The 23651-nt window shown below is 35.3% G+C and carries 29 protein-coding genes; 14 read left to right on the forward strand and 15 right to left on the reverse strand.

Annotation, left to right across the window (positions count from 1 at the left end; all coding sequences use genetic code 11):
* Positions 1-81: 81 nt before the first annotated feature.
* Together hutG and gltS are read left to right on the forward strand one after the other, a co-directional pair.
* On the forward strand, positions 82-1047 hold the full coding sequence (gene hutG / locus FC748_RS07510; protein WP_108030905.1) for a formimidoylglutamase: 966 nt from the start codon (positions 82-84) through the stop codon (positions 1045-1047).
* The gene (gene gltS / locus FC748_RS07515; RefSeq protein WP_024361893.1) at positions 1044-2228 is read left to right on the forward strand and encodes a sodium/glutamate symporter; all 1185 of its coding nucleotides are present in this window, start codon (positions 1044-1046) and stop codon (positions 2226-2228) included. The genes hutG and gltS overlap by 4 nt, the downstream gene beginning before the upstream one ends.
* A 78-nt stretch (positions 2229-2306) precedes the next feature.
* Here gltS and FC748_RS07520 read toward each other — a convergent pair whose 3' ends face one another.
* From FC748_RS07520 to FC748_RS07545, 6 genes are all read right to left on the reverse strand, one after another.
* Positions 2307-3566, reverse strand: coding sequence for a polysaccharide deacetylase family protein (locus FC748_RS07520; protein ID WP_108030906.1), 1260 nt, complete (start codon positions 3564-3566; stop codon positions 2307-2309).
* Between the two features lie 390 nt (positions 3567-3956).
* Complete coding sequence (locus FC748_RS07525; RefSeq protein WP_108030907.1) at positions 3957-4793, reverse strand: D-alanyl-D-alanine carboxypeptidase family protein; 837 nt, start codon at positions 4791-4793, stop codon at positions 3957-3959.
* A 122-nt stretch (positions 4794-4915) separates the two neighbouring features.
* A complete protein-coding gene (locus tag FC748_RS07530; RefSeq protein WP_024361896.1) occupies positions 4916-5527 on the reverse strand; it encodes a histidine phosphatase family protein in 612 nt (203 codons plus the stop codon).
* 57 nt (positions 5528-5584) lie between these two features.
* Entirely contained in the window at positions 5585-6001 is a 417-nt protein-coding gene (locus FC748_RS07535) for a DUF3995 domain-containing protein (protein WP_108030908.1), read from the reverse strand.
* A gap of 115 nt (positions 6002-6116) precedes the next feature.
* On the reverse strand, positions 6117-6629 hold the full coding sequence (locus tag FC748_RS07540) for a TetR/AcrR family transcriptional regulator (protein WP_108030909.1): 513 nt from the start codon (positions 6627-6629) through the stop codon (positions 6117-6119).
* Between the two features lie 626 nt (positions 6630-7255).
* Positions 7256-8944: an AAA family ATPase gene (locus FC748_RS07545; RefSeq protein WP_108030910.1), complete on the reverse strand. Its 1689-nt coding sequence runs from the start codon at positions 8942-8944 to the stop codon at positions 7256-7258.
* 93 nt (positions 8945-9037) lie between these two features.
* On the opposite strand from FC748_RS07545, the gene FC748_RS07550 reads away from it, so the two are divergent.
* Positions 9038-9466, forward strand: a complete 429-nt coding sequence (locus FC748_RS07550; protein ID WP_108030911.1) for a hypothetical protein — start codon at positions 9038-9040, stop codon at positions 9464-9466.
* Positions 9467-9587: 121 nt separating this feature from the next.
* Here the strand turns inward: FC748_RS07550 and FC748_RS07555 are convergent, their stop codons facing one another.
* The 3 genes from FC748_RS07555 to FC748_RS07565 are packed head-to-tail and all read right to left on the reverse strand — an operon-like array spanning position 9588 to position 10233.
* The gene (locus FC748_RS07555; RefSeq protein ID WP_227665437.1) at positions 9588-9776 is read right to left on the reverse strand and encodes an N-acetyltransferase; all 189 of its coding nucleotides are present in this window, start codon (positions 9774-9776) and stop codon (positions 9588-9590) included.
* A gap of 44 nt (positions 9777-9820) precedes the next feature.
* Entirely contained in the window at positions 9821-10000 is a 180-nt protein-coding gene (locus FC748_RS07560) for a hypothetical protein (protein ID WP_036204891.1), read from the reverse strand.
* A gap of 44 nt (positions 10001-10044) precedes the next feature.
* Positions 10045-10233 carry a transmembrane Fragile-X-F protein gene (locus tag FC748_RS07565; protein ID WP_108030912.1) on the reverse strand — a complete coding sequence of 63 codons (189 nt, stop codon included), beginning with the start codon at positions 10231-10233 and terminating at the stop codon, positions 10045-10047.
* Positions 10234-10277: 44 nt separating this feature from the next.
* On the opposite strand from FC748_RS07565, the gene FC748_RS07570 reads away from it, so the two are divergent.
* Complete coding sequence (locus tag FC748_RS07570; protein WP_024361902.1) at positions 10278-10571, forward strand: hypothetical protein; 294 nt, start codon at positions 10278-10280, stop codon at positions 10569-10571.
* Between the two features lie 88 nt (positions 10572-10659).
* Positions 10660-11037: a VOC family protein gene (locus FC748_RS07575; RefSeq protein ID WP_108030913.1), complete on the forward strand. Its 378-nt coding sequence runs from the start codon at positions 10660-10662 to the stop codon at positions 11035-11037.
* Between the two features lie 425 nt (positions 11038-11462).
* Here FC748_RS07575 and FC748_RS07580 read toward each other — a convergent pair whose 3' ends face one another.
* Positions 11463-12149: a DUF1963 domain-containing protein gene (locus FC748_RS07580; protein ID WP_025219378.1), complete on the reverse strand. Its 687-nt coding sequence runs from the start codon at positions 12147-12149 to the stop codon at positions 11463-11465.
* 309 nt (positions 12150-12458) lie between these two features.
* On the opposite strand from FC748_RS07580, the gene FC748_RS07585 reads away from it, so the two are divergent.
* Both FC748_RS07585 and FC748_RS07590 read left to right on the forward strand, forming a co-directional pair.
* The gene (locus FC748_RS07585; RefSeq protein WP_024361905.1) at positions 12459-13241 is read left to right on the forward strand and encodes a hypothetical protein; all 783 of its coding nucleotides are present in this window, start codon (positions 12459-12461) and stop codon (positions 13239-13241) included.
* Between the two features lie 142 nt (positions 13242-13383).
* The gene (locus FC748_RS07590) at positions 13384-13614 is read left to right on the forward strand and encodes a hypothetical protein (protein ID WP_025219376.1); all 231 of its coding nucleotides are present in this window, start codon (positions 13384-13386) and stop codon (positions 13612-13614) included.
* Positions 13615-13804: 190 nt separating this feature from the next.
* On the opposite strand, the gene FC748_RS22025 is transcribed toward FC748_RS07590, so the two are convergent.
* Entirely contained in the window at positions 13805-13978 is a 174-nt protein-coding gene (locus FC748_RS22025; protein WP_158694861.1) for a hypothetical protein, read from the reverse strand.
* 296 nt (positions 13979-14274) lie between these two features.
* Between FC748_RS22025 and FC748_RS07595 the strand changes: the two genes are divergently transcribed.
* From FC748_RS07595 to FC748_RS07605, 3 genes are all read left to right on the forward strand, one after another.
* Positions 14275-15147: a DMT family transporter gene (locus FC748_RS07595; protein WP_024361907.1), complete on the forward strand. Its 873-nt coding sequence runs from the start codon at positions 14275-14277 to the stop codon at positions 15145-15147.
* A 36-nt stretch (positions 15148-15183) separates the two neighbouring features.
* Positions 15184-16512 (forward strand): histidine--tRNA ligase, encoded by a 1329-nt coding sequence (locus FC748_RS07600; protein WP_108030914.1) that lies wholly within the window; start codon positions 15184-15186, stop codon positions 16510-16512.
* Between the two features lie 809 nt (positions 16513-17321).
* A complete protein-coding gene (locus FC748_RS07605) occupies positions 17322-17624 on the forward strand; it encodes a hypothetical protein (protein WP_024361909.1) in 303 nt (100 codons plus the stop codon).
* A gap of 287 nt (positions 17625-17911) precedes the next feature.
* On the opposite strand, the gene FC748_RS07610 is transcribed toward FC748_RS07605, so the two are convergent.
* From FC748_RS07610 to FC748_RS07620, 3 genes are all read right to left on the reverse strand, one after another.
* Entirely contained in the window at positions 17912-18385 is a 474-nt protein-coding gene (locus FC748_RS07610; protein WP_108030915.1) for a hypothetical protein, read from the reverse strand.
* Positions 18386-18580: 195 nt separating this feature from the next.
* Entirely contained in the window at positions 18581-19516 is a 936-nt protein-coding gene (locus tag FC748_RS07615) for a PD-(D/E)XK nuclease family protein (RefSeq protein ID WP_108030916.1), read from the reverse strand.
* A gap of 11 nt (positions 19517-19527) precedes the next feature.
* Positions 19528-20268 (reverse strand): sulfite exporter TauE/SafE family protein, encoded by a 741-nt coding sequence (locus tag FC748_RS07620; RefSeq protein WP_108030917.1) that lies wholly within the window; start codon positions 20266-20268, stop codon positions 19528-19530.
* A 93-nt stretch (positions 20269-20361) separates the two neighbouring features.
* Between FC748_RS07620 and FC748_RS07625 the strand changes: the two genes are divergently transcribed.
* The 3 genes from FC748_RS07625 to FC748_RS07635 all read left to right on the forward strand — a co-directional run bounded on the left by FC748_RS07625 (position 20362) and on the right by FC748_RS07635 (position 21993).
* Positions 20362-20865, forward strand: a complete 504-nt coding sequence (locus tag FC748_RS07625; RefSeq protein ID WP_108030918.1) for a hypothetical protein — start codon at positions 20362-20364, stop codon at positions 20863-20865.
* 187 nt (positions 20866-21052) lie between these two features.
* The gene (locus FC748_RS07630; RefSeq protein ID WP_025219371.1) at positions 21053-21361 is read left to right on the forward strand and encodes a hypothetical protein; all 309 of its coding nucleotides are present in this window, start codon (positions 21053-21055) and stop codon (positions 21359-21361) included.
* Positions 21349-21993, forward strand: a complete 645-nt coding sequence (locus FC748_RS07635; RefSeq protein ID WP_108030919.1) for a hypothetical protein — start codon at positions 21349-21351, stop codon at positions 21991-21993. Before FC748_RS07630 ends, FC748_RS07635 begins: the two co-directional genes overlap by 13 nt.
* Before the next feature lie 875 nt (positions 21994-22868).
* Here FC748_RS07635 and FC748_RS07640 read toward each other — a convergent pair.
* Positions 22869-23117, reverse strand: coding sequence for a hypothetical protein (locus FC748_RS07640; RefSeq protein ID WP_024361915.1), 249 nt, complete (start codon positions 23115-23117; stop codon positions 22869-22871).
* Positions 23118-23364: 247 nt separating this feature from the next.
* On the opposite strand from FC748_RS07640, the gene FC748_RS07645 reads away from it, so the two are divergent.
* Positions 23365-23559: a hypothetical protein gene (locus tag FC748_RS07645; protein WP_024361916.1), complete on the forward strand. Its 195-nt coding sequence runs from the start codon at positions 23365-23367 to the stop codon at positions 23557-23559.
* The last annotated feature ends 92 nt before the right edge of the window (positions 23560-23651 follow it).

The raw sequence follows: 23651 nt of genomic DNA on the forward strand, positions 1-23651 counted from the left end.
ATTATATATTAGTAAATATAATTATGTGAATATATAATAAATTAACACTACAACAATAATGTTAATGGAGTTGATAAAGAGATGTATACAATGACAGATCAAAAACAATGGAAAGGTCGTATCGATTCAACTACTAATCCAAGTAGTTTCCGATTACATCAAAAAGTAAAACGATTGGCTATTACCGATGTAAGCGCTTCACAACAAAAAAATGCTGGGATTGTTGGGTTTATATGTGATGAAGGGGTACGCCGCAATCAAGGGCGTGTTGGTGCAGCGAATGGACCCAATGCACTTCGTGGTGCACTGGCAAGCTTACCGTGGACATTTGATGAGCAACAGGAAATTATCGATGTCGGTAACATTCTTTGCCTCAATCATGCGCTAGAGGATGCACAACAAGAGCTCGGTGAAATTGTTCAAGGTCTACGCGCTAAAAACATGCAATGTATTATCCTTGGTGGCGGTCATGAAACATTATATGGGCATTACTTAGGTGTTCGTGCAGCATTACAAAAAGATGCCCGTATCGGCATTATTAACATCGATGCACATTTTGATTTACGACCATATGATGAACAAACTTCATCCGGTACAATGTTCCGTCAAATTTTAGAACAAGATCCACATACAGACTATTTTGTACTAGGTATTCAACGTTATGGAAATACACAAGAGCTGTTTGATAAGGCACATGAGCTGCAAGTAAATTATGTGTTAGAAGAACAAATGACAGCAGACAACAACGCGCATATTATGAACGATCTACAGCAATTTATGGATAATCATGATTATATTTTACTTACTTTATGTATGGACGTTGTCAACACAGCTTACGCACCTGGTGTTAGTGCACCCTCTCCTTTTGGTCTAGATCCCAAAACGGTTCGAGCTGTAATTCAAAAAGTAGCATCCCATCCACATACCCATTCTTTTGATATATGTGAAGTGAATCCGTTACTAGATGAAAATGGTCAAACAGTCAAATTGGGTGCTTATTTTGTCTATGATGCACTCAACAACTTACTTAGGAGGAACGGTTCATGATCGAAATTAATCAAATTACAACAATATTTCTCGCAGTCGCGTTATTTGCATTCGGGAGCTTCCTTATTAATAAAATAAACTTTTTAAAGCGTTTCTGTATTCCAGCACCAGTTGTTGGTGGCTTACTTTTTGCAGCACTAGCCACAATATTAAAAACAACTGGCCTATTAGAAATATCTCTTGATACATCATTACAAAGCTTATTTATGATTACTTTTTTCACGACAATAGGTTTAGGTGCTAGCTTTAAACTGGTAAAACTAGGCGGTAAGCTATTAGTCATTTATTGGCTAGCATGTGGGTTCCTTGCGCTAATGCAAAACGTTATCGGTGTATCCCTTGCTTCACTAATGGGCATTCATCCATTAATCGGTATGATGGCAGGTGCAGTTTCTATGGAAGGTGGTCACGGTGCGGCGGCTGCTTTCGGTCAAACATTAGAAGATTTAGGAATTTCATCTGCTATGACAATCGGTGCGGCGGCTGCAACATGTGGCTTAGTGGCGGGAGGTCTAATTGGTGGACCGATTGTCAAATATTTAGTCGGAAAATACAATTTAACACCAGATGAACAAGAAGCAGAAGCTATTGAATATGAAAACAAACATGAACAAATTACATCGGATTCATTCTTTACACAAGTGGTAATCATCACATTTTGTATGGCTGTCGGAACGTATGTTGGAACTCTATTCTCCGAAGCTACAGGTTTCGTATTACCAGGTTACGTAGGTGCCATGTTTGTCGCTGTATTGGTCCGTAATATTTTAGATAAAGTGAAACCAAATGCCATTAACATGAAAAGTATTTCTTTAATCGGTGACGTCACATTAGGTGTTTTCCTATCTATGGCGTTAATGAGCATTAAACTATGGGAAATTGCGGATTTAGCTTTACCTCTATTTGTCATTGTTTTTGTACAAGTACTATTCATCGTTCTATTCTGTATTTTTGTATTATTTAAATTACTCGGTAAAAACTACGATGCAGCAGTTATGGTGGCAGGCTTTGCAGGACATGGCTTGGGTGCAACACCGAATGCAATGGCGAATATGTCAGCAGTTGTTCAACGCTTCGGTCCTTCTACAAAGGCATTCCTCGTTGTACCAATTGTAGGTGCATTTTTAATTGATGTCTTTGGTATTCCTATTATTATTACAACCATTAACTTATTTAAATAACATGAAAAAAGCCGTGCATAGTCTTTATAAGACCGTTGCACGGCTTCTTCCATTATAGAAAGAACTTCATAGAATGCATTATTGTAATATGTCACTTACCGTTACACATTCATAACCTTGTTTCTGTAAATAAAGAATAACATTTTCGAGCCCGTTGGCTGTCGTTTGATGAATATCATGCATTAAAATAATACTGCCATCTTTGACAGATGCTTTGACATACATTAATATTTTATCGGCATTGCGATGCTTCCAATCGAGTGTATCAATCGACCATAAAATAGAAGGCATTGGGATAACAGAGCGCACTTGGTCATTTGTCGCTCCATACGGTGGGCGAAAAACAGTTGGATATTGACCAATAGCTGCGTAAATGGCGTTGCTTGTCCGATCCACTTCTTCTTTAACGCTTGTTTTCGCTAAATTAGTTAGCTTCGGATGATTCCATGTATGATTGCCAATTTCATGACCATCCTTATACACTTGCTCTACAATTTTGGCATTGCTAGAAGCATTTTTCCCAACCATAAAAAATGTTGCTTTTACATTGTATTTCTTTAAAATGGCTAATATTTGTGGCGTAACTTTCGCATTCGGTCCATCATCAAATGTTAAAGCCACCCGCTTTTTCGCTCCTTTTGCTACTGGTACTCCTTGGTTGTAAACTTTATTATTTACGGTTAAGTCCGTTAGCTCTGAAGCCTTTATGTACCCTTTTTGATTGTCAGCTTCCACATACGCCCAGCCTGCTACTATTGTATATTGCTGCACAATGGTTTTATGCGCTAGCGTGCCTAGCACTTCACCGCTTGGGCTCGCAGTTAAATGAATAATAGCCCCTTTAGGTGCATTTACCTGCTTTTTTGTCGCAGTTGGTTTTTTCAGCGCATTTGTCGCGACATAGCCAAATTCATGTCCATATTGCACATATGACCAACCACCAGGTGCTATGCCATACACTATTAACATACTATTTTCATATAGCTGTCCAACTTTTTGTGCACTTGGACTTGGATAGGACATTAAGTTTAGGCTGCCTTTTTTCGCCACTACAGCTTTTTCTGGCGTTAGCTCTGCTAATGTTGAGGCTTCCACATACCCCTCTAACTGTGCCATTCGGATATGTATCCATTCCTCATTGAAAGCTGAGGCTTGCACAAAATTGCCTTGTTTAATATAGCCATTCACCTTGCTTTCTGTGGAAGCCTCTTCATACACCGTCGCATCCTTTAGAACTTGTTGGATAGCAGGCATACTAGCTTGAGCGGAAACATGATTCCCAATAGCCATACTACATAAAAATGCCCATAATAACGCAAAAGGTAATAATTTTTTCAATATTCTACACCGCCTTTTTACAATCACTGATGTCGTCTCCCGTGTAAAATATATACAAAACATAGGATTGAAATCTGATAATGTTATTATACCAGAAAATAGTAAGAATCAACTAGATTTGCTAATTGAAAAGTTCTGTAAGAATGATTTTTGATAATCCACATCGGCGGCATACTGTTAAATTCCTTCTTATACTTTTGCAAAAACTTTATTTGAGATAATGTAATCTTATCCATTCAGAATCTAAATTTCACTGTATTTCCATGCATACGTTAATCGCTAGTTTGCTAACCTTCACAGCATCCCCAACATATGTGCCAATCAGCAGCTTCCAAGTGGTTTACTCTACTTTTGGTGCATAAGCCGTTCAGCTTGCTATGCCATATCTTCCTATAGTGCTTGATATGCAGCCATTGCATCTTCAACATGTAAAGGTGGCGTCCAAACATGCCCTTCCGCATTTGTCGTAACAAAAATATACACTTCGCCATTTTTTTCAATTAAAGAAGCTAAGCAAAGCCCTGCTTCAGGTGTATAGCCAGTTTTGCCACCAAGAATGGCACCTTCGACCCCATCCATTTTTGAAAATAAAGTGCTAGCAATCGTTAACTCATTTGGCACTTGTGTTGTGTAGCTTTTTGTCGTCATAATCTTATAAAAAGTAGGATTTTCAATCGCATATTGAAAAAGCTTGCTAATATCACGAACACTCGATATATGTGCTGGATCATGAAGCCCACTAACATTTTGGTAATGAGTATCATTTAACCCTAGTTCAAGTGCTTTATCGTTCATCAGTTCCACAAACGCTTTCTCACTCCCTGCAATGGCCGTTGCTAGCGTGGCTGTTGCATCTGCACCTGATGCAAGTAAAGTACCGTATAGTAAATCCTCAATCGTTACAAAATCACCTGCCTGAAAGCCTGCCATCGAAGCATTTTGCGCAGTATATGTTGCAATTGTTTGTGGTGTAACCATCGTTTGCATTTGAAGATCTTTACTCGCCTCAATCGCTACAATGGCTGTCATAATTTTGGTTAATGATGCTGGATAGATAATAGCATCCGCATTTTTTTCATATAACACCTCTCCGCTATCGTTTACCAATAAAGCATTTTTACTATGTAACGAAGGTAGCTCAATATCCACTACTTGTTCTTTGGACTTATTCGTATAGAAAAAAAATGCGATGACACCAATACAACAAATTAATACAAACTTTTTCATAAAAAAACGCCTCCCACACATTATAATAGGAGGCAATTATGAATATTCCTGTAGGATATTTATGAAGAAATTCTTAAGGATTGCGCCAATATTTCGCGTTACGTAATAAAAGCTACTATATATCAATAAAAATCATCGAACGCTAGAGAAATGTTTTGGATTTTCTTATCGGATAATTTAAAAAATACATCCTGTGATACATCTAACTTTAGTGCATGGTCCTTGGCTAATCCAGCATAAATGCCCCGTAAAATCCGCCCAGTTAGACCATGGGATATGACAATCACGTTTTGTTCATCTTTTACACTATCGAGCCAATCAGTCAATCTAGCAACAACCGAGTCGTAACTTTCTCCATTCGGTGCATTGAAATACCAATTATAATGGTCTGTGTTTTCTAAAAGACTTGGCCAAGACTTTTCAATTTCTTTTATTGTAAGCCCAGCCCAATCTCCAACAGCCACTTCGGCTAGTCGATGATCCTTTACTACATCATTAAAATCATAGCCTATCGTTTCGCAAATAATTTCTGCGCTCTGCAATGCTCTTCCTAAAGAACTTGAAATAATTTTCCAATCTTGAGGATTGCCTAGTAAGCTTTTTAACATAACTGCGTTTTGTTGAACTTGTTCGATGCCAACATCGGTTAAGGGTGAATCCAACTCGCCTTGGTATCGTCCTTGCGTATTAAAAACCGTTTCTCCATGACGAAGTAAATAAATAATTTGCCTCAATCCCGTTCCTCCTCTATCTCTCTATTGCCAATTGCTAGTCAGATTGTACAAGCAAAGTTAAAAAAGTACAAATAAATACACTAAAGAAATGAAGAGACAGAGTGGGCTATACAACCATGTATCATTTCTTGCAAACTGTGAATGTTTTATTTTTTTAAAAAATCCTACATATTTAAAGTCGCCTATTGCTCGTATCAAGAATATAACTGCACAAACCGTACAACCAAGTGTAAAAAAGTTAAATTCTTGCACATTCCGTAAGTAAATCCCTTTTATTAAGAGTAGGAAAGCTGCTACCACAAGAAGGAATGCTACTAATAACGTTCCTATTTTACGAGGAACGAAAGCCGGTTCTTGGCCGCCTTTCTTTATAGGGAGTACTACCATCGCACCCCAACGACCACCAAATGCCCAATAGACGTGTATTATGCTTATCAAAAACAGAACACATACAACGAGTAGTAAACTGATCATTACCTATTCCCCTCCCACTTTGTATACTACATACCAAAACATACGATAACGTATGTTTTGGTCATTTATTTGTCCCTTAAGTTACTCAACTGCAAGGGACATGTTTCTTTTCTTGTTATATCTTTAGTAATAGTTCAAGCATTTTTCCTATCGTAAAATTAGGATTTTCTGTAAACCTTGTCATCCATCCTATATACGTTAAATAAGCAAGTCTTGCTCGTTCGACCGCTTCTAATTCATCACTTCCTTTTTTTTGATATAAATGAGCAATACAACGAATTCGCTGTTCCTCAATGTCGACTAACCGCTTTGCAACAACTTGGTTATATTTAGCCCAAGTATAAATGCCTATTTCAATTTTTTTATCACTACTAAAACTGATTGTAAAAAGCTCTTCTAATGACGAATCTTCCTGCTCCATACTATGAATAATGCGCTTTGTAGCAACCATTTCCCAATAATTGAACATAGCATCTAACAGTTCTTGATGGTCACGAAAATGGTGATAAAAACTACCTTTACTTATGTTCAATATACGTGCGAGCGTTTCAATACGAACTTTATGTATGCCTTCGTCCGCTAATTGATGTAAACCAGCCTTTATCCAGTCTTCTCTTGTTAATTGCATCATTTCACCCTCCAACATACGCTATCGTATGTTTTCAACAGAATATAACATATTGTAAATTTTGTCAAACAACATTGGTACAGAACTTAAACGAGGATGGGACATAACTAAAAAATTTAAGGAACAGAGGAAAGGTGTTCGTAAATTTTTCCTATTATAGGAACTTGACTATTTTAAAAAAATAGAAGTGTTCACTAGTTGTTGGTAGCGAAGGCGGTGACTCCTGCTCAGAACGCATACAATGTAAGACGCGGGTATTCCGCGCGTTAGCGAGGGTTGCGGCTTACTGTGCTGAGCGGAAAGCAACGCTGAAGCGGACAACAACGGCGCAGCAAAAAAGTGTTAGATTGACTGCCATCAATCTAACACTTTTTCTCTTTTGTCCCAGCCTCATCGCATTCATATAAATAGCTAATCTTCTTTCTTACTACCCTTGTTGACATTGATGTTGTTATTAAAGGTGATTGTAATGTGTAAAAATGTTGGTAAAACACACCCAAGTAACAATAGTAACGGCACTATTTTTTTCATCAAATTCTCCCTACTATATAAAAATCATCTATTCACTATATGAATCGTTCATAGTGAATATGATGAATGCTTATAGGTCGTCAACTTCCTAGCTATTAAAACGTACTATCAAAAAGATTTTCCGCAATCGCTTGTTCAATATCTGAAGCCGTAAATTCCATCAGTTCATTTCTTGTAATAGTAGGCTGTTGGATTAAACGATTCGACTGGATTGTTACCAGCTTTTCAAAGACATTTCGGATATAACGTCCATTTGAAAAGTTCGGGATGGATTCAACAGGAATTTGAGTTAATTGTGCTTTCATATGGTGGGTAAAGGTATCACCATAACGATAATCGTTATTTTTACAGAGCATCGCAAAAATTTCATACAGCTCATCCGTAGTAAAATTATCAAACTGCACAAAATGATTAAAACGCGATTTAAAACCTGGATTGGCTTGTAAAAATGCCTCCATCAGCTCGGTATAACCAGCTACAATAATGACTAAATCATCCCGTAAATCCTCCATTGCCTTTAATAAGCTATCAATGGCCTCTTTACCAAATGCATCTTGTTTATCATGAATTAATGAATAAGCCTCGTCGATAAATAACACACCACCGGTCGCTTTTTTCACTACTTCCTGTACCTTTAAGGCGGTTTGACCAACATAACCTGCTACTAATCCCGCTCGATCGGTTTCAACAAAATGCCCACTAGACAATACACCAAGATGTTTGTATATTTGCCCAATAATGCGCGCAACAGTCGTTTTGCCTGTTCCAGGGTTACCGGAGAAGACTAGATGATACGTAATTGGAAAACTCGTTAAGCCATGATCGACACGTAAACTTTGAATTTTAATGAAGTTGATTAAATTATGTAATTCCTTCTTGGCATTCGGCAGCCCGACAAGGCCATCTAATTGCGCCTGTAGCTTGTTAATCTCTCTCTCTACTTCAGGCGTAATACGTAAACGTTCTCCGTGGATAAACTCCCCGCTATAGATAATTTTACCAGCCTCATTATAATAATCCCCGCGACCATGCTTTTCCCCATTTACAAGGTCGCCAATATAAGATGCCTGTCCATTGGCATAATAAAGAGTGCCTTTCCCTGTCATCGCATCCTCTTTAAATTGACCTTCCGCTTCTAGCACACCCTGTCTTGAATACACTTTTCCTTTACCATGCTTCATATCTTCAAAAAAATACCCTTCATAGTAAAGGGGGGTTAAAGCAGATTCAATTTCCACTGTGCTTGGTGTTTCGGGGGCATAGTACAGCTTCCCTGCCCCTTGCATATGGTTCCACATAAAATCGCCTTCATATTGTAAAAAACCACTTGGGTAATATTGTGTACCTTTCCCTTTTTTCATGCCATGTACAAATTCACCTTCATAATGTGGTCGATTTAAATGCGGATATTGCGCCCGTATTTTTTTAAAAGGTGCAATGACAGTCTCTTCAAAATACAAAATACCATAGCCATCCATTAAATCATTGCGAAAATGGCCCTCGTAATAAATCTTTCCATCTTTATATAAAATACCATTGCCTTGTTTTTTATTTTGAATAAATTCGCCTTGATAAATCATTTGTCCCTTTAAATACATGATGCCGTTACCTTGCTTCATATGGTTAACAAATTCACCTTCAAATAATCGTTCACCTTCTTGATCAAAAATCGTCCCCTTGCCATCGTATATATCATGACCAAAATCATTTTTCTTAACGCCACCACGGTACATTAATGTCCCATCTGGGTAAAAAAGCTCTTTTTCTTGATGATTATCGTTCATTTTATTGCCATCCTTTATCATTTCAGTATATGCTCAATTATAGCGTGGAACAGAATACATATGTGCGAATTTTTAGAATTTAAGGAGAACAATATGAAAAAAAGATATAAAATACTTTTCACGATTCTATTACCCCTTATCATCCTTTATGTGGCGACAACTTTACTTACTCGAGATTCTACTTTTAATAAGGAAGTAATCGAACAACTCGATATTGAACAGATTAAGGAAATTGAAATTATCCGAGCATCTGATGAGAAAACAATTACAATAACAGATACAGCGAAAATCGATGAAATGATGCATTTGTTCGAAGATAAAGCGATTCGCAAAGTGCTTTTTGCCAAGTCTGACGTAAAAGAGGCATACTGGTTAACATTCAAGATTAATGATAATCGTGAAATCGGCATACGGATTGATGATTCAACCCACCTTTTTGTATATTTATATGAAGAAAATTATATGAAAGACTATAAGCTATTAGATAAATTGGACACGACGTATATTGAAAAATTATTTTAATATGACATAAAAATTAGCAAGAAGACCTAGTAACAGGAACAGCATATGTAGTAAGACGCAAACTGCGCCATCCAAAATATTGCGTCTTACACTGTACCTTAATAATTCCTTATTGACGTGATTAAACTAACTGTTTAACCATCGTGAAATAGCTACTTCCAGGCGGATAATCTTTTATTTCCCCAACAACTAGATAACCTCTTGCTTCATCAAATGTTCGCGCTTGAAAATCATAGGTAGTTAACAATGCCTTTTTAGCGCCCATTTTGATTGCAGTGGCTTCTGCTTGTAAAAGCAATTTTCCACCCAAGCCCTGTTTTCGATACTCCTTGCTAAACCAAAACTTATTGATTTCTAACCAATCCCAATAAACCTCTCGTTGGAAACAATAATATTTAAAGGCTGCACTGCACCCTTCTTTCGTATTTCTTTATGATAAGATGAATGTTCATCATTAAACTCTCTTAACTTAGTATTTAGAAATGTAACAAATGCTTCATGATTTTCTAATAAAACTTCTACATTGTCATTCATCTTTTTCACCCCAACTTAAAAAATAGTGACAATTGCGGTAACACCTATCGTTCTTTACGTTTCTTCATTGCCACGACCGTGACCATAATGACGCCAAATTTTACTATTAAAATAAGCACGTAGATACTAAAAGAAATCATCGCTGGCAACAGCACCAACCACCACGACCATGTTATAACCTCTGTTAGCTTGAGCACAATAAAAATAACCGTTAACACTTCTGCGATCCCCATGTTGTCACCACCATCGTTTGCATTCTATAGATAGGAGGTACTGTATGGAAGTAAATTCAAATCTAGCATCCATGGTACTATTCATTTGCACCCTCCTTTTATTTTTTATCATCAGTTCATCTGCCACATATTTAAATTTTTTTATAACTTATTTTCATTTTCACCCTTTAAGCGCTGTATTGCTTATGACAATCACTTGTTTTTTTCTAGCGCTGATTGGTTTGAAAGATGTCAAAAATATACAGTCATTATTTTTAAGCTTTATACTAATCACATTAACCCTGATTTTTGCAGGAATCATCTCTTTTACATTATTCATTGGGCATATGTTCAGCTAATAGCCCCTGTTGTTTTAAAAAGAATGGTTTTAGTCTCCCTTCTCTTCATTTACAATATAAGCGAAATAGACAAAAAAGGAGCTTGCAAATGAAAATTACACAGCTAGATCATTTAGTTTTAACTGTAAAAAATATTGAAGAAACATGTACTTTTTATCAACAAATATTAGGAATGGAAATCGTGTCATTCGGAGAAGGAAGAAAGGCACTTCGCTTTGGCCAACAAAAAATAAACTTACATGAAGTAGGTAAAGAATTCGAACCTAAAGCCATTATACCTACATCAGGCAGTGCTGATTTATGTTTCATTACGGATGTACCTTTACCCGCTGTCATAAAACATTTACATCAATTTGCTATTCGAATAGAAGAAGGACCAATTAATAGAACAGGAGCTCTTGGCCCCATTACTTCAGTCTATATTCGTGATCCTGACAACAATTTAATCGAAATTGCTAATTATTAATTTGAGGATACAAACAACGAGATATTTATAATACACAGAGTACACCGGAAGATAATGGCTATGCTGATATAGTTATAAGGCCAATCCTTTATTTCAAATATTGAATAAATCTTCAACGTACAATGAATTTAAACAGCACCGGAAAAATGAGCTTGGAAATGATTGTCCTAGCTCATTTTTTAACAAAGGACAAGTTGTTCCCTTTTTCTATAGTTACACTTTGTTTTACTATAAAAGCATAGTTATAGTCTTCGTCCTCACCCATTCACCACTGTAAGCTCCCAGGTAGATGAATTCTCCATTGCGGATTATAACTCACAACCTCCTGTTAAATGGTCAACTGGCATATTTAGCAAAATTCTAATATCGAAGGATGTCCATCATCTTTTCAATCTTAGGGACTCTTGACACACTACACTCGAACATTAATAAAAATCACAGTACACAATCCAATCCCCTTTTTCTGGATTGTAGAAAAAATAAAAACTACCACTATCTATAATATTGAAGCGAGCCTTTTCATCAGAACTTATTTGAAATATAAATGGGTATTCTTCCCCGAAAGAAACGCCACTTTGAGTAAAAGAAGGATACCCGCCAATTTTATGCGTGGCATATATTTTTTCAACAATGTCATCGTAATATTCAATGTCCTCCTCAAATTCAAGCCGTAAAATTTCATTTTCAATTGCTGGGGTAATACTATCCGAATCTTCCCAAGCAGGGGCATCATTATTAATGAATACAGGGGTTAAAGGAAAAGGCTTTATTTTCTTAGATTGTTTATTTACCTTTTGTAATTCATCCAGTTCCGTATAACAATTGATCTTAAAAAATGAAACTAAATCATCTCTATCTAGATTATTGAATACATCGAAGTCCATATATAGGGTTAATAGTTGATAACTTGTTAATTCCTTTGGTACATAAGGTAAATTATATAAAAACATTGTACAAATAGGGTCGAAATTAGATGGAATAGTTTCTCCTTCTTTTTCCCATACGACTTTGCCAATCCAACTTTCACCTAATTCCTCTGTTGGTCGGTATCCTCCTGTTTGAAAGATAGTAGCTTTTTTAAATAGTGCATGTTTAATTTGTGCAATATTCAATAATTTCTCCTCCTAGTATGTTTGTTATCTATTATATTAAATATCCTAAAAATTCAAAAAGCCTTTTTACTGTTGGCTAACTATCTCATTTCTGTAGAGACATGAAAAAATTAATCTAAATGTTAATAACCTAAATATTAACATTTATCAGTATTGCATTTCCATTTATTGTTTTACAGTGATAAAGAGGTACTTATTAAATACTAAGTATCAATAAATAAAGTAGTAAAGGAGGTTTCTTGGTCGGAAGCACTCAATTTATCATCGAGGTAACTCGCACAAAGTACGTATATACTAGGAGGAAGATACATGACAACTCAACTAATTCGAGAAAAATTTTCGTTTGCAGATTTACCAGCAGTGAATTCAAGTTATGACAAAGTCAGAGAAGCATTCAAGGAAAAATTCAAAGTCAACCCTGATGGAATCGCCGTCAATAGTGAAACGTATTTTAAGGGGGTTAAGCCTGCAATCACTGAACAATATGGTCACCCATGTTTCAAAACACTTGGTGATTTTTCTTATACAAAAGGAGATGGGGCACCACCTAAGTCAATCATTGTTGGGAGCAATATTGCAGTAAATCATGGAGATGAAGCAGCTACGATGACTTTAGAAGTTCAAGGTAGCTGGCAAAGTCAACAAACATGGTCTTCTGAAAGTACAACTGGGTTAAATTTTTCCTCCAAATTTACGATTGAAGGAATTTTTGAATCAGGCATGGAGTTCTCTTTTAGTACGACTACAGGAGAATCAAAGAGTGAAACAGAATCTAAAACAGCCACAGCAAAAATTGAGGTGACAGTACCCCCAAGAAGTAAGAAGAAAATTGTAATTGTTGGTACATTGAAAAAAGAGACGATGCATTTCCGTGCACCTATTTTTGTCAACGGCATGTTTGGCGCAAATTTCCCAAAGAAAGTACAAGATCATTACTTTTGGTTCCTTAATGCAGCCAGTGTCCTAAAAAATACTTCCGGTGAAATAACTGGAACAATTCGAAACTCGGCTGTCTTTGATGTGCATACGGAGATTGGTCAAACAGAACCATTAACAGTTGAAGAATTAAACGAATTCATGGCATTAAACTAAATAGCTGGAAACTTTATCGGTGGGATCCTTCAACCCACCGATTTTCCATTAGTAGCCACTATCACCTTAGCTTCTTAGTTTACGATAATCGCCTTGTTATGCTATGATTTTTTTGTATTTTTAAGCATAAGGGGGAGAGATTATGTCAAAAAACACCATGATATGGACCATTATTACTGCTGTTCTGACTGCTATGGTATACATAGATGGCTATTACTTGTGGGGTATCTTTTTTGTCACTATTCCTTTAGCGGTTGTATCAGCTATCATTTCGATGGTTGTTACATATAAAGAACAACGGCCTGTCTATATGCTTGTAAATGTATTGTTCAATTTTATTGCGATTATTGGTTTTTTTGTTTTACACAAATAACTTGACGGTAATAGCTATTTTAGCGCGTACACCCACTCGTAGAATTTAACTACTGCAGTTGATTTCCGCTACGTGCGGACGCTTCTCATTCATCATAGCGTTAGCCGCAACCCTCTGCTTGTAAGCGGTTTGGTTGCGGCTAACGCTGTGTGTATTTTCCCTACTCTCCGCTAAAATCTCATGACCTTTTTCAGAAGAAGGTTAATCCTTTCCGTTCTTTGTCTACAAACATCATATACTCACCTACTCCAACCGTTCCAAATGAATCCTCATCAGCGCCATTAATTTGCCATATTCTATCAATTTCACCCTGTCTATTAAATGTTTGTAAAACAGTTAGCAAGAAGCTTAACAATTTCTCCAATGTATATCAAAAGCGCCTCTATACCAGCGTTTCTAATCGTTAAATTTTATCGTCCCTCCATCACTTTTTCATAAATGTTTACGGTGTCCGCACAAATTTTGACGGTCTCCGAAAGCAAAAATTTCGGAATCCCACCATTGTAATGTCGGAATTTGTAATGATAGGATTAAATTAACTCGAGGGTATATCTATTGCTGTTGCAGCAAACTTATGAAATATACAGATTCTAGCGATTAACAAAAATTTACATTGCTATTATTTTTCATCTTTCCATAAATTCGTGAAGGAAGGTTCGTGTGAGAGATTTAAAAAAGGGCACTATTTATGCAATTATTTCAGCTTTATGCTTTGGCATAATGCCTATTTTCGCAATAAAAGCATATAGCTTTGGTATGTCCGTTTATACATTACTCGTTTTAAGATTTTCAATAAGCTCTTTATTATTTTTTATATTTCTAATATGGAAAAAAACAACGTTTAAAATAGGCAAAAAGGATTTCAAGTTACTTTTTCTATTAGGTGGTGTGTTATTTACACTGCTTTCAGTCTTGCATTTTGAATCATTAAAATATCTAACATCATCGATGGCCGTCTTATTATTATTTTCATTTCCTATATTTGTATCAATTTTTTCTTTTTTTATCTACAAAGAAAAGTTAAAGATACAATCAATCATCGCTTTATTATTCACCTTTATTAGCATGATTTTTTTATTAGGGGTTTCTTTTCAAGGTATAAATATGAAAGGTGTAGCTTTAGCGTTACTAGCAGCTATTGTCTACGCACTTTATATGATCCTTGGAAAAAAAGTCACTGATAATAACTCCCCAGTCGTAACAAGTACGTATGTTACCTTATTTGCTGCACTAGGTGTAATTTTAATTGGCCTAATTAGAAATGAACTACATTGGAATTTTACTTCAAATGCATGGATTTACGTATTCTGCATTGTTGTTATTTCAACTATTATTGGCGAAATAACGTTATTTAAATCTCTACAGATTCTTAATTCAACAAATGTTTCTATGATAAGTATGGTCGAACCGATATTTACTTCTATTTTTGGCTTACTATTTTTGCAGGAAGTTATGCAACCGCTTCAATTATTAGGAGGCTTATTTATCTTAATCGGATTAACTTTTTTAATATATTTTCAAAACAAAATTTAGTTCAATTCAATTACTCATCGAAAGGAAGATTCTAACATGGTTTTAAATCTAAGTGAACAGAAACTATCCATTCCTGAAGGAACCGAAGATGTTTTAGGGCTTGATATGAGATATCGAGAACACATCATCAATATTATTAAAGAAGTATATGAAAACTATGGTTTTAATCCACATAAAACACCTATTTTAGAATACTTAGAGACATTTAACGGACACCACGGAGAAGGAGAAAAGTTATTTTTTCATATAAAAGATAAAAACGACAAGGATTTAATTGCTCGCTATGATTTAACCGTTCCACTGGCTAGAGTAGCAAGTATGTATCCAGATTTACCAAGACCTTATAAAAGGTATCAAATTGGTCCCTCTTTTAGAGATGACGAGCCTGGAAAAAGTCATTTTAGAGAATTTACCCAATGCGATGCTGATATAATTGGCGCAGACAGTTTATTAGCTGAAATCGACATTACAGTAATGGCACATGAATTACTAACTATATTAGGCATAAAAAACTTTGTTTTAAAAATAAACCACCGACTACTTATACAAGCTTTAGCACTGAAAGTCGGTTTGCAGAGCAAAGAAGAGCACCTCGGATTACAAAGAGCTTTAGACTATGCTGATAAAGTGTCTAAAGATGGATTACAAGGTGTTAAAAACAAACTATTAGAAAATAATATTCCTTTAAATATCGCAAATCAAACCCTAATGGAAATTGAGAGTTTTGCTAACCTTTTAACGCAATTTGATGATTTACAAAATCAAATCAATCAAATTGAAAAGTTCTTTGATAACTGCCCTTCCGCAGCAAAGGCGGCAGCCGATTTGAAATTTATCATGTCTTATTTGCCAAAAAATGTTCAATCCAATATAAAAATAGATTTAACATTAGCAAGAGGAGCAGATTATTATACAGGTTATATATTAGAGGGCGTTGCAATCGATACTGAAATCGGAGCAATTTTAGGCGGTGGGCGATACAATCAGTTAGTTTCAGCTGTTGGCAATGCAAATGAAGCAGGCGTTGGCTTAGCCTTTGGTTTAGAAAGACTGTTATCCGTTTTGAAAAGCTTAGATTATATTGATAAAAATATCGAGCTACCTTCCAAAATATTGTTAGCTAATACCAACGTAGAATTCCATCCAAAACTATTTGTGATTGCTCGGGAATTAAGAAAATACTATGATGTGGATATTTATTATAATCAATCTCCATTTGGTGACATCGTCCATTTCGCTCAACAAAATAAGCATCAAATGATTATAGAACTTATTGGAAAACGACCATTAATTCACGCTGTCATAGAGAATGAGACCATGCAGTCAAAAGTGACTGATATTTTAAATAATTTAGACTGTATCTAATGATAACTACAAGATGTTAGGAACACGATTGTTAAACAACTTTTCTTGAACGCCAATTACTAAACATCCCCCATGGAAATATTGATACTAGGATTGTTACGTTAACTTTTGCAAGACGTAGCAATCCTATTTATATGTCGTAAATGTCAATTCATAACCAAAACTTCACAAGGCATACTAAAGCTAGCCATGATTATTAATTAGCCACTTTTGCCGTCATTCACTGCGTAATTCCACTCATTTGGTATAACATAATTCTTTAAAATTACAGCCCTTACAGCGCCATTCATCCGTCGTTTGCTGAAAGTCTTCAATATCCACTGGCTCGTTTGTCAGAATATCTGCTTGAAACTTAATTTAAGCTCTCATACAGGTTCTGAGTAAATCAAAACCTTTATGTAACAACGGTTTTCAATTATAGCATTATCATTATTAATCGCTAACTGTTACTGTAAATCGTTTTTGGTCGCTTTTTAGTCACTTATTTTATAACGAAAGACCATTCATTCTCTCGGAGTGTTCTGTTCTATTAGCGTTACTCACGCCCCTATAAATTCAGTGTTTTTGATATTTCTAACAAATTTAAATATATTAATATCGGAATTAAGAAAAATTAAAATGAGGTTTCAAAATGAACAAACTAGAACAAACAACCCAAGAATTACTGAAAGTTGGTTATACGCTTGAGGAAATAATTGAACAAACTATTATGCAGCATGGAACCGCTAACTAATTAGTTGTCTGTTTTTTATATACTTTCCACTCTTTATTTCCTACAATAGGAACAGAGAAGGAGGATAAACAAACTCATGAAATTAAACAATAATATCCATATGAATAAATTCCGCATAAGAAGATGGGTAAACTTGCACCGTGAGCAAGAAATCCTTATTACAAGTGAACATTATAATCGTTTGGGTGATATAGGATTGCTGAAAATTATAAAAATAGCTTCATATAAAGATAAAATCATTTCATACGACCCGCAATTATTTGAGGTTATGCAATCTAATGTTGACCCTACATCACTTTCAAAACTTACTAGAGACTACACACAATACACTAGAGAACGTTATTTAAATAATCAGAAAAAATCAACTCATTATATTTGAAAAAAAGATTGAGGCTGAGACATAACTAAAAAAATTTAAGGAACAGAGGAAAAGTGTTCATAAATTTTTGCTATATGGAGCAGAAAGCACCACCGAAGCAGACAACAACGACGCAGCAAAAAAGTGTTAGATTGACTGCCATCAATCTAACACTTTTTCTCTTTTGTCCCAGCCTCTAGTTATTTATTTTGATGACTTAATAATAAGTACTCAACTTGTGTTTTAAGGGCTTGATTAACGTTCTGTGTTGCACTAATTTATACTGCACCAGTGATTTCTTTATAAACTCAAAAACTATTTACCTCAGCTATTAAACTGTCTACAAATTCGTTAATTTGTTCCATTTTTACTTTTAGACATAGTGAAGGACCACTTTCTGATGCTCTATGACTATTCTTCTCCCCTGCATCTAATACAAAAATTAATCTATAATAAGGCTCCCACTCATCCCTTTCATGTTCGGGTACTTGAAGAAAACCATGTCCAGGATAATAATAATTACCAAATAGAGGAATGTGATAAATACACAAACCTGGATCGTGAGGCTCTAGCATACTTAGGTGCATAATATCAATTTGTTTTAAATCATCTAATAACCTTAAGAAATCTCTTTTTAAGCAAGCGATTTCTGTATGTACCTCTGGAAAAGCAGGTCCGGAGCGGAAATGAATGTAGAATTTTACACTCTCATCATTAACTAATTTTAAATTTATTTCAACTTCACAGCTAGGTTGACCACCATAATCTTTTAATAAAGCCATAAATAATTCCCCTTTACCCTTATTAACATTTGGTTATACTAGATAAAACACAACAATCTACAGTTACTATACCATGGCAGCCGAAATATAAACTTTAAGATTATCCAGGAGCAACTAGCTCACTCATATATAAAAATGATGCGTGCGACTATTTAAATTAATTGGTCTCTTGCGGTCACTCGCTCCATATTCCACTCATTTGGTATAACATAATTCTTTAAAATTACAGCCCTTACAGCGCCATTCATCCGTCGTTTGCTGAAAGTCTTCAATATCCACTGGCTCGTTTGTCAGAATATCTGCTTGAAACTTTTTCATTTCCAGTACACTACGTCGAAATGTATGTAAAATAGTGTCCATATCAAATGATGTAAATGTATATTGTTTTCGCTGCCCCGTTAGTAAATATTCATTGTATACCTCAATTTTCTCTAACGTTACCCCGTATTTTTGTTGGACGTAATAGGCATAGAGCGCTAACTGCTGACGATCATCATCGGATTTTCCTCCGGTCTTCCAATCGATAATAATCCATTTATCGGCCATATCATCGTAATAATGAAAGTCCATCACCACAAAAACCTGTGTATCCTCAATTTTCATTGAGCGAAACTGTTCGGGTTCACCAATCCGTAATGAACCTGTTTGCGCAGTTATTTGCATAAACGTCTCACTTAGTAGAAAGTTTGTAAATACTGCTTCCAACCTACTTTTATAGTCTGTTATCAATTCAGCATTTAGTTGACCATCATAGTAAATTTCCTGCATCATGTAATACTTATTAGGCTGATGTCGCCACAAGTCTCCATGACGGGTTGAATCAATAAAGGCGGCATTTAGTTGACCACGAGCACGATTAACAAGCTCCGCAACTGACGGCACTGCCCCCGTTTGCAAATAATCAATAATGGTTTGTTCGATGAGCCGGTGAACAATTTGTCCAAATAAAATAGGCATCGCTTGCAACTTTTTTAAGCGATACACATGCTGATGAAAGGGCTCAACTTGATAGCTCAACCAGCCATTATGAGCAAAATAATATTCATATCCATATTTTCTGGCGCAGCTCGTTAACGTTTTATGGCGTGAAAGTGACCAAGAAAAAGCTGGAAATGGTGATATGTCAAACATGGAAACCCTCCTTATAACTGGTGGAAGAAATCATAACAAAGTTGCAAAATCAACACAATTGTGACAACGCGTAACAGAATTTTTACTTGATTCGCTTTTACCTTAGTAGCTAGGATAATGCCTATTTGTGCACCAATAATGGAACCTATCATTAAGACAATTGTTAGCGGCCATTCAATTTTTCCCGTTGCAATATACGTAATAGCTGCCCCAGCACACATGGCAAAAACGCCTACACGAGACAAACCTACTGCTTTTATATAGGAAATTTTTTCATGGGCATAAGTATATAACGCTAACGTACTACTACCCGGACCAAATAACCCATCATAAAATCCTACCCCAAGCAAAATGGGACCTGTTTTTCGATTCATTTTAAAACTGTCCACTTCACCAAAATCAGCCCCACCGATAAAGGACATGATTAGTGCAAAGCCTAATAAAATAATAGCAATTAGTGTTAACGTCTGACCATTCAGAAAGGAAGCAAAAAGCCCACCTAATGTTCCCCCAATTAAAGATACAAGCAAAACGGAACGCATTTCCGCCCATGACAATTCCTTTCTTCTATAAATCGTATAAAAGCTAGAAAAAGCACTGACCATATTGGAAACTTTATTTGCCCCAATCGCTGAGTGAACCGGCACGCCCATCAGCATCATCGTTGGCAATGTGATTAAACCCCCACCGCCGACTAATGTACCAATTAGATTTCCTGCAATACCGATCACTAAAAATAAAACGTATTCCATCTAATCCTTCTTTCTACATCCAAATGATGTTAATCTTATGTTACAGTATAACAGAATCCTATTTTGAAAGATGAACATATTGAGGTGATCTTCATGCATGCACAACAAAAAACACCCATGCCGCGGCTTTGTAAACAACTAACGATTGTTGTAGCAACCATTTTTACTGCTAGCATTACTGCAACGTTAATTCAATATCGTAAGCTCCCCTCATCCATTCCTGTTTTACAAAGCTTTACGACTGACCATGCACAGTTTGGCCCTAAAATCGCCATTTTCTATTTACCCTTTGTAGCGTTAATGCTTTTTTTACTTTTACACTACTTAGAAATAAAGGCTGCTTATCCAGTAGTACGAAAACACAAGCCATTCCTTTCTCATCTGGAGCGACAAAATGGTATGATTACTTTTTGTCTTATTAAAAACAGTATTTTGCTATATTTTACATATTCACTTTTTAATGATTTAACAGTGGCAATGGGACATCATCGTATTTTACAACAATGGCATGCATATGGATTTCTTGCTTTGTTATTCGTTATCTTTATCGCCGGCATTATTCGCGGGCTATTACTTCAACATAAAGCAAAAAGCTAGCTGCACAATCACCTTTGCGCACTAGCTTTTTCTTATAATAACACAGTGCCTAACTACTGATTTTAGCGCCCCTTTTTCCTTATCAACTATTAGCAAAAAAATAATAAAATTTCCCCATAAAACCATTGACCGAGAATGATTCTCAATGATAAAATTTCCGTAAAAAAACGACAAAGGAGGACGACTTATGTCGAGTTGGGGATCAAGTATTGTAAATGCTGCTAAAAAAACGGCTAAAGATCAGATTTGGCCCGTTACAACTATCGCTAGTGCGGTGGGTGGTGGATTGCAGGGTGCAAGTATTGCTAGAGAAACAGCCAACCAAAACAAAGCAAATGCACACATAAAAAATGTTGCTAATGTTCACTTACCCGTTAAAAATGTTGCCAAGACTGTTGTTTCAACAGCAGTAAAAACAACTGGTATTGGCTTAGGCGTAACACTTGGCGTAAACTTTGGCTATCGTTTAGGGCAAGAAAGAGGATGGTGGAAATAATCGCTTCTTTCAAACTTAATTTTTCTGAAAATATAAAACATTTGGATATTTTCTACAAAATACATGATGAGTTATTGACTCAACAATGCTTTTATAATGAAGTAAAAGAATATTGGGAAGTAAAGATTGAAAACTTTCCTAACAATACATTATATTACTTTCAAACAAAGGATAACTACTTTTTAGATCCGAGCAATCCAATAATTCACCAAGATGGGCAAATGATTTATTCTGTTTATACAGAAAAGCAAAAAACACAACAAGTTAATATGACAGCAAGTGTTACTATAAACAATCAAAAAATAGATGGTGTCAATATTACACCTACAATATTTGTAAATGATGTTGTTATTTCATTGTCAATCACATTGCATTTCAATAAAATGGCGCAAACAACAGCGCATATTATCACAATTGAATGGATTAGTCCTGAAGAAACGTACTATATAATGGACAACCTTTTACGATTCGAAAAAGGCGCAACTAAAGTTCAGGCAAATCCTCATTTACGAATTGACCCTTCTACTATGAAACTAGGTATTTGGCATGTAAGAATTTTAATTAGTAACATTCTCGTGCAAAAAGTACAATTCAAGTTATCAACCATTTCGTACTTCAAGGAAAGTTGGTGAAGTATTATGTGGTATTATCAATCACTCGCTTATTTTTTATATTTTACTTTAATAATATTTATACCTTCATTTGTAAGGGGTTCTCCATACAAAGAGACCCCGAAGTCTTCTTATACAAGAAGGTTACTAGCCTCTATGGTAGTGGCTCTTATCATGACATGTATTGTTACTCTTTTAGATATAAGATTTCCTTTTGGATTTGATTAACTCACTCAATTACTACCCGATAATGCTAGGTATCTATTGAGGAAAGATTGTTATGCCAGCTTCTTGTGCAAAAAGTACAATTTAAGTTATCAACTATTTCATACTTCAAGGAAAGTTGGTGAAGTATTATGTGGTATTATCAATCACTCGCTTATTTTTTGTATTTTACGCTAATTATTTTCGTATCTTTATTTGTAACAGGTTCGCCTTACAAAGAAACACCAAAATCCTCCTATACAAGAAGGTTATTCACGACTATGGTATGGGCTCTTTTCTTAACATGCATAGTTACACTATTAGATATAAGATTTCCTTTTGGATTTGACTAGTACTGCCCTTACTATGATGATAGTTTAAATACATTGCTATTGCATGCCTCTTCTTCAAACAATCAGGAGGTGTTTCCAATTAGGAATACGTCAAAAAAAGATAAAGTAATAATCGCATCAGGCTTTTTCTTTCTTGTTTTTTTCGTAAAGTTAGTGAAGGAAATGGATGATTTAAGTTTACTGGATTTACTAGCATCTTTTCTTTTAGCAGTAATAGGTACTGGGATATTTTTCATTCTTAAATATCCATTTAACAGCAAATAATCTCATTTTATACGATAATCAACCATAAAAAAGTCGATTGCATCCTAAAATTTTGGACCAAACGACTTTTACAATTTATATTACATCATTCATTTTCTTTTTATTGTGGGAGAAGATACTTTCAAAATATAAATTCATTAATATCAGCCCTAATGCAAAAGCAATAAGACCTCCACTAATAAATGCAAGTAACAGTTTATAAAATAATCCAAAGTCAGCTGTATATTGATAATAATTTAATATTAGAAAAATGCCTATTGTGCCAATAATCGAAGTAAAACTAGAAATACAATATGCCCATATAAATTGTTTTCTACTGTACAAAATATTCCCACATCCTTTCAATGTGCTTGTATATATTAGAATGAGAAAAATAAAGCAAAAATATGCATTTTATAAACATTTATTTGAAAATAACAAAGGTTTGTTTTTATTATAGAAATAGAAAGAAGCAGTACTTAACGCTCCCCCAACAAATTTTCCGTTTTTTGTACTGGGTTTCACAAATTACGGAAAATAGATTATACTGGAACTAACTATTAACAATCTTATTCAAAAAGGGGAATCTCCTATGACAGAAAATAATCAGACAGAAGCACCAAAAAAGAAAATGAGTCTGCAAGAAGCAGTAAAACAACAACTAGAAAATAAAAAGAACAAAAATGCTGCGACTAAAGGGAAAATGAATGGCGATACTTCTACAAAAAAAATGAAAAGTCAGCAAACTAAAAAAGCAAGTAATACGCGTAGAAAAATGGGCGTTTAGTGGACATAGCACGCTAGATCAACAATCATTGATAATTCCAGATCCACTATAAAAGAAAAAGCATTCAAGGAACGGCTATGTTCCCAGAATGC

This window comes from Lysinibacillus sphaericus (genome assembly GCF_005217585.1).
Taxonomy (GTDB): domain Bacteria; phylum Bacillota; class Bacilli; order Bacillales_A; family Planococcaceae; genus Lysinibacillus; species Lysinibacillus sphaericus.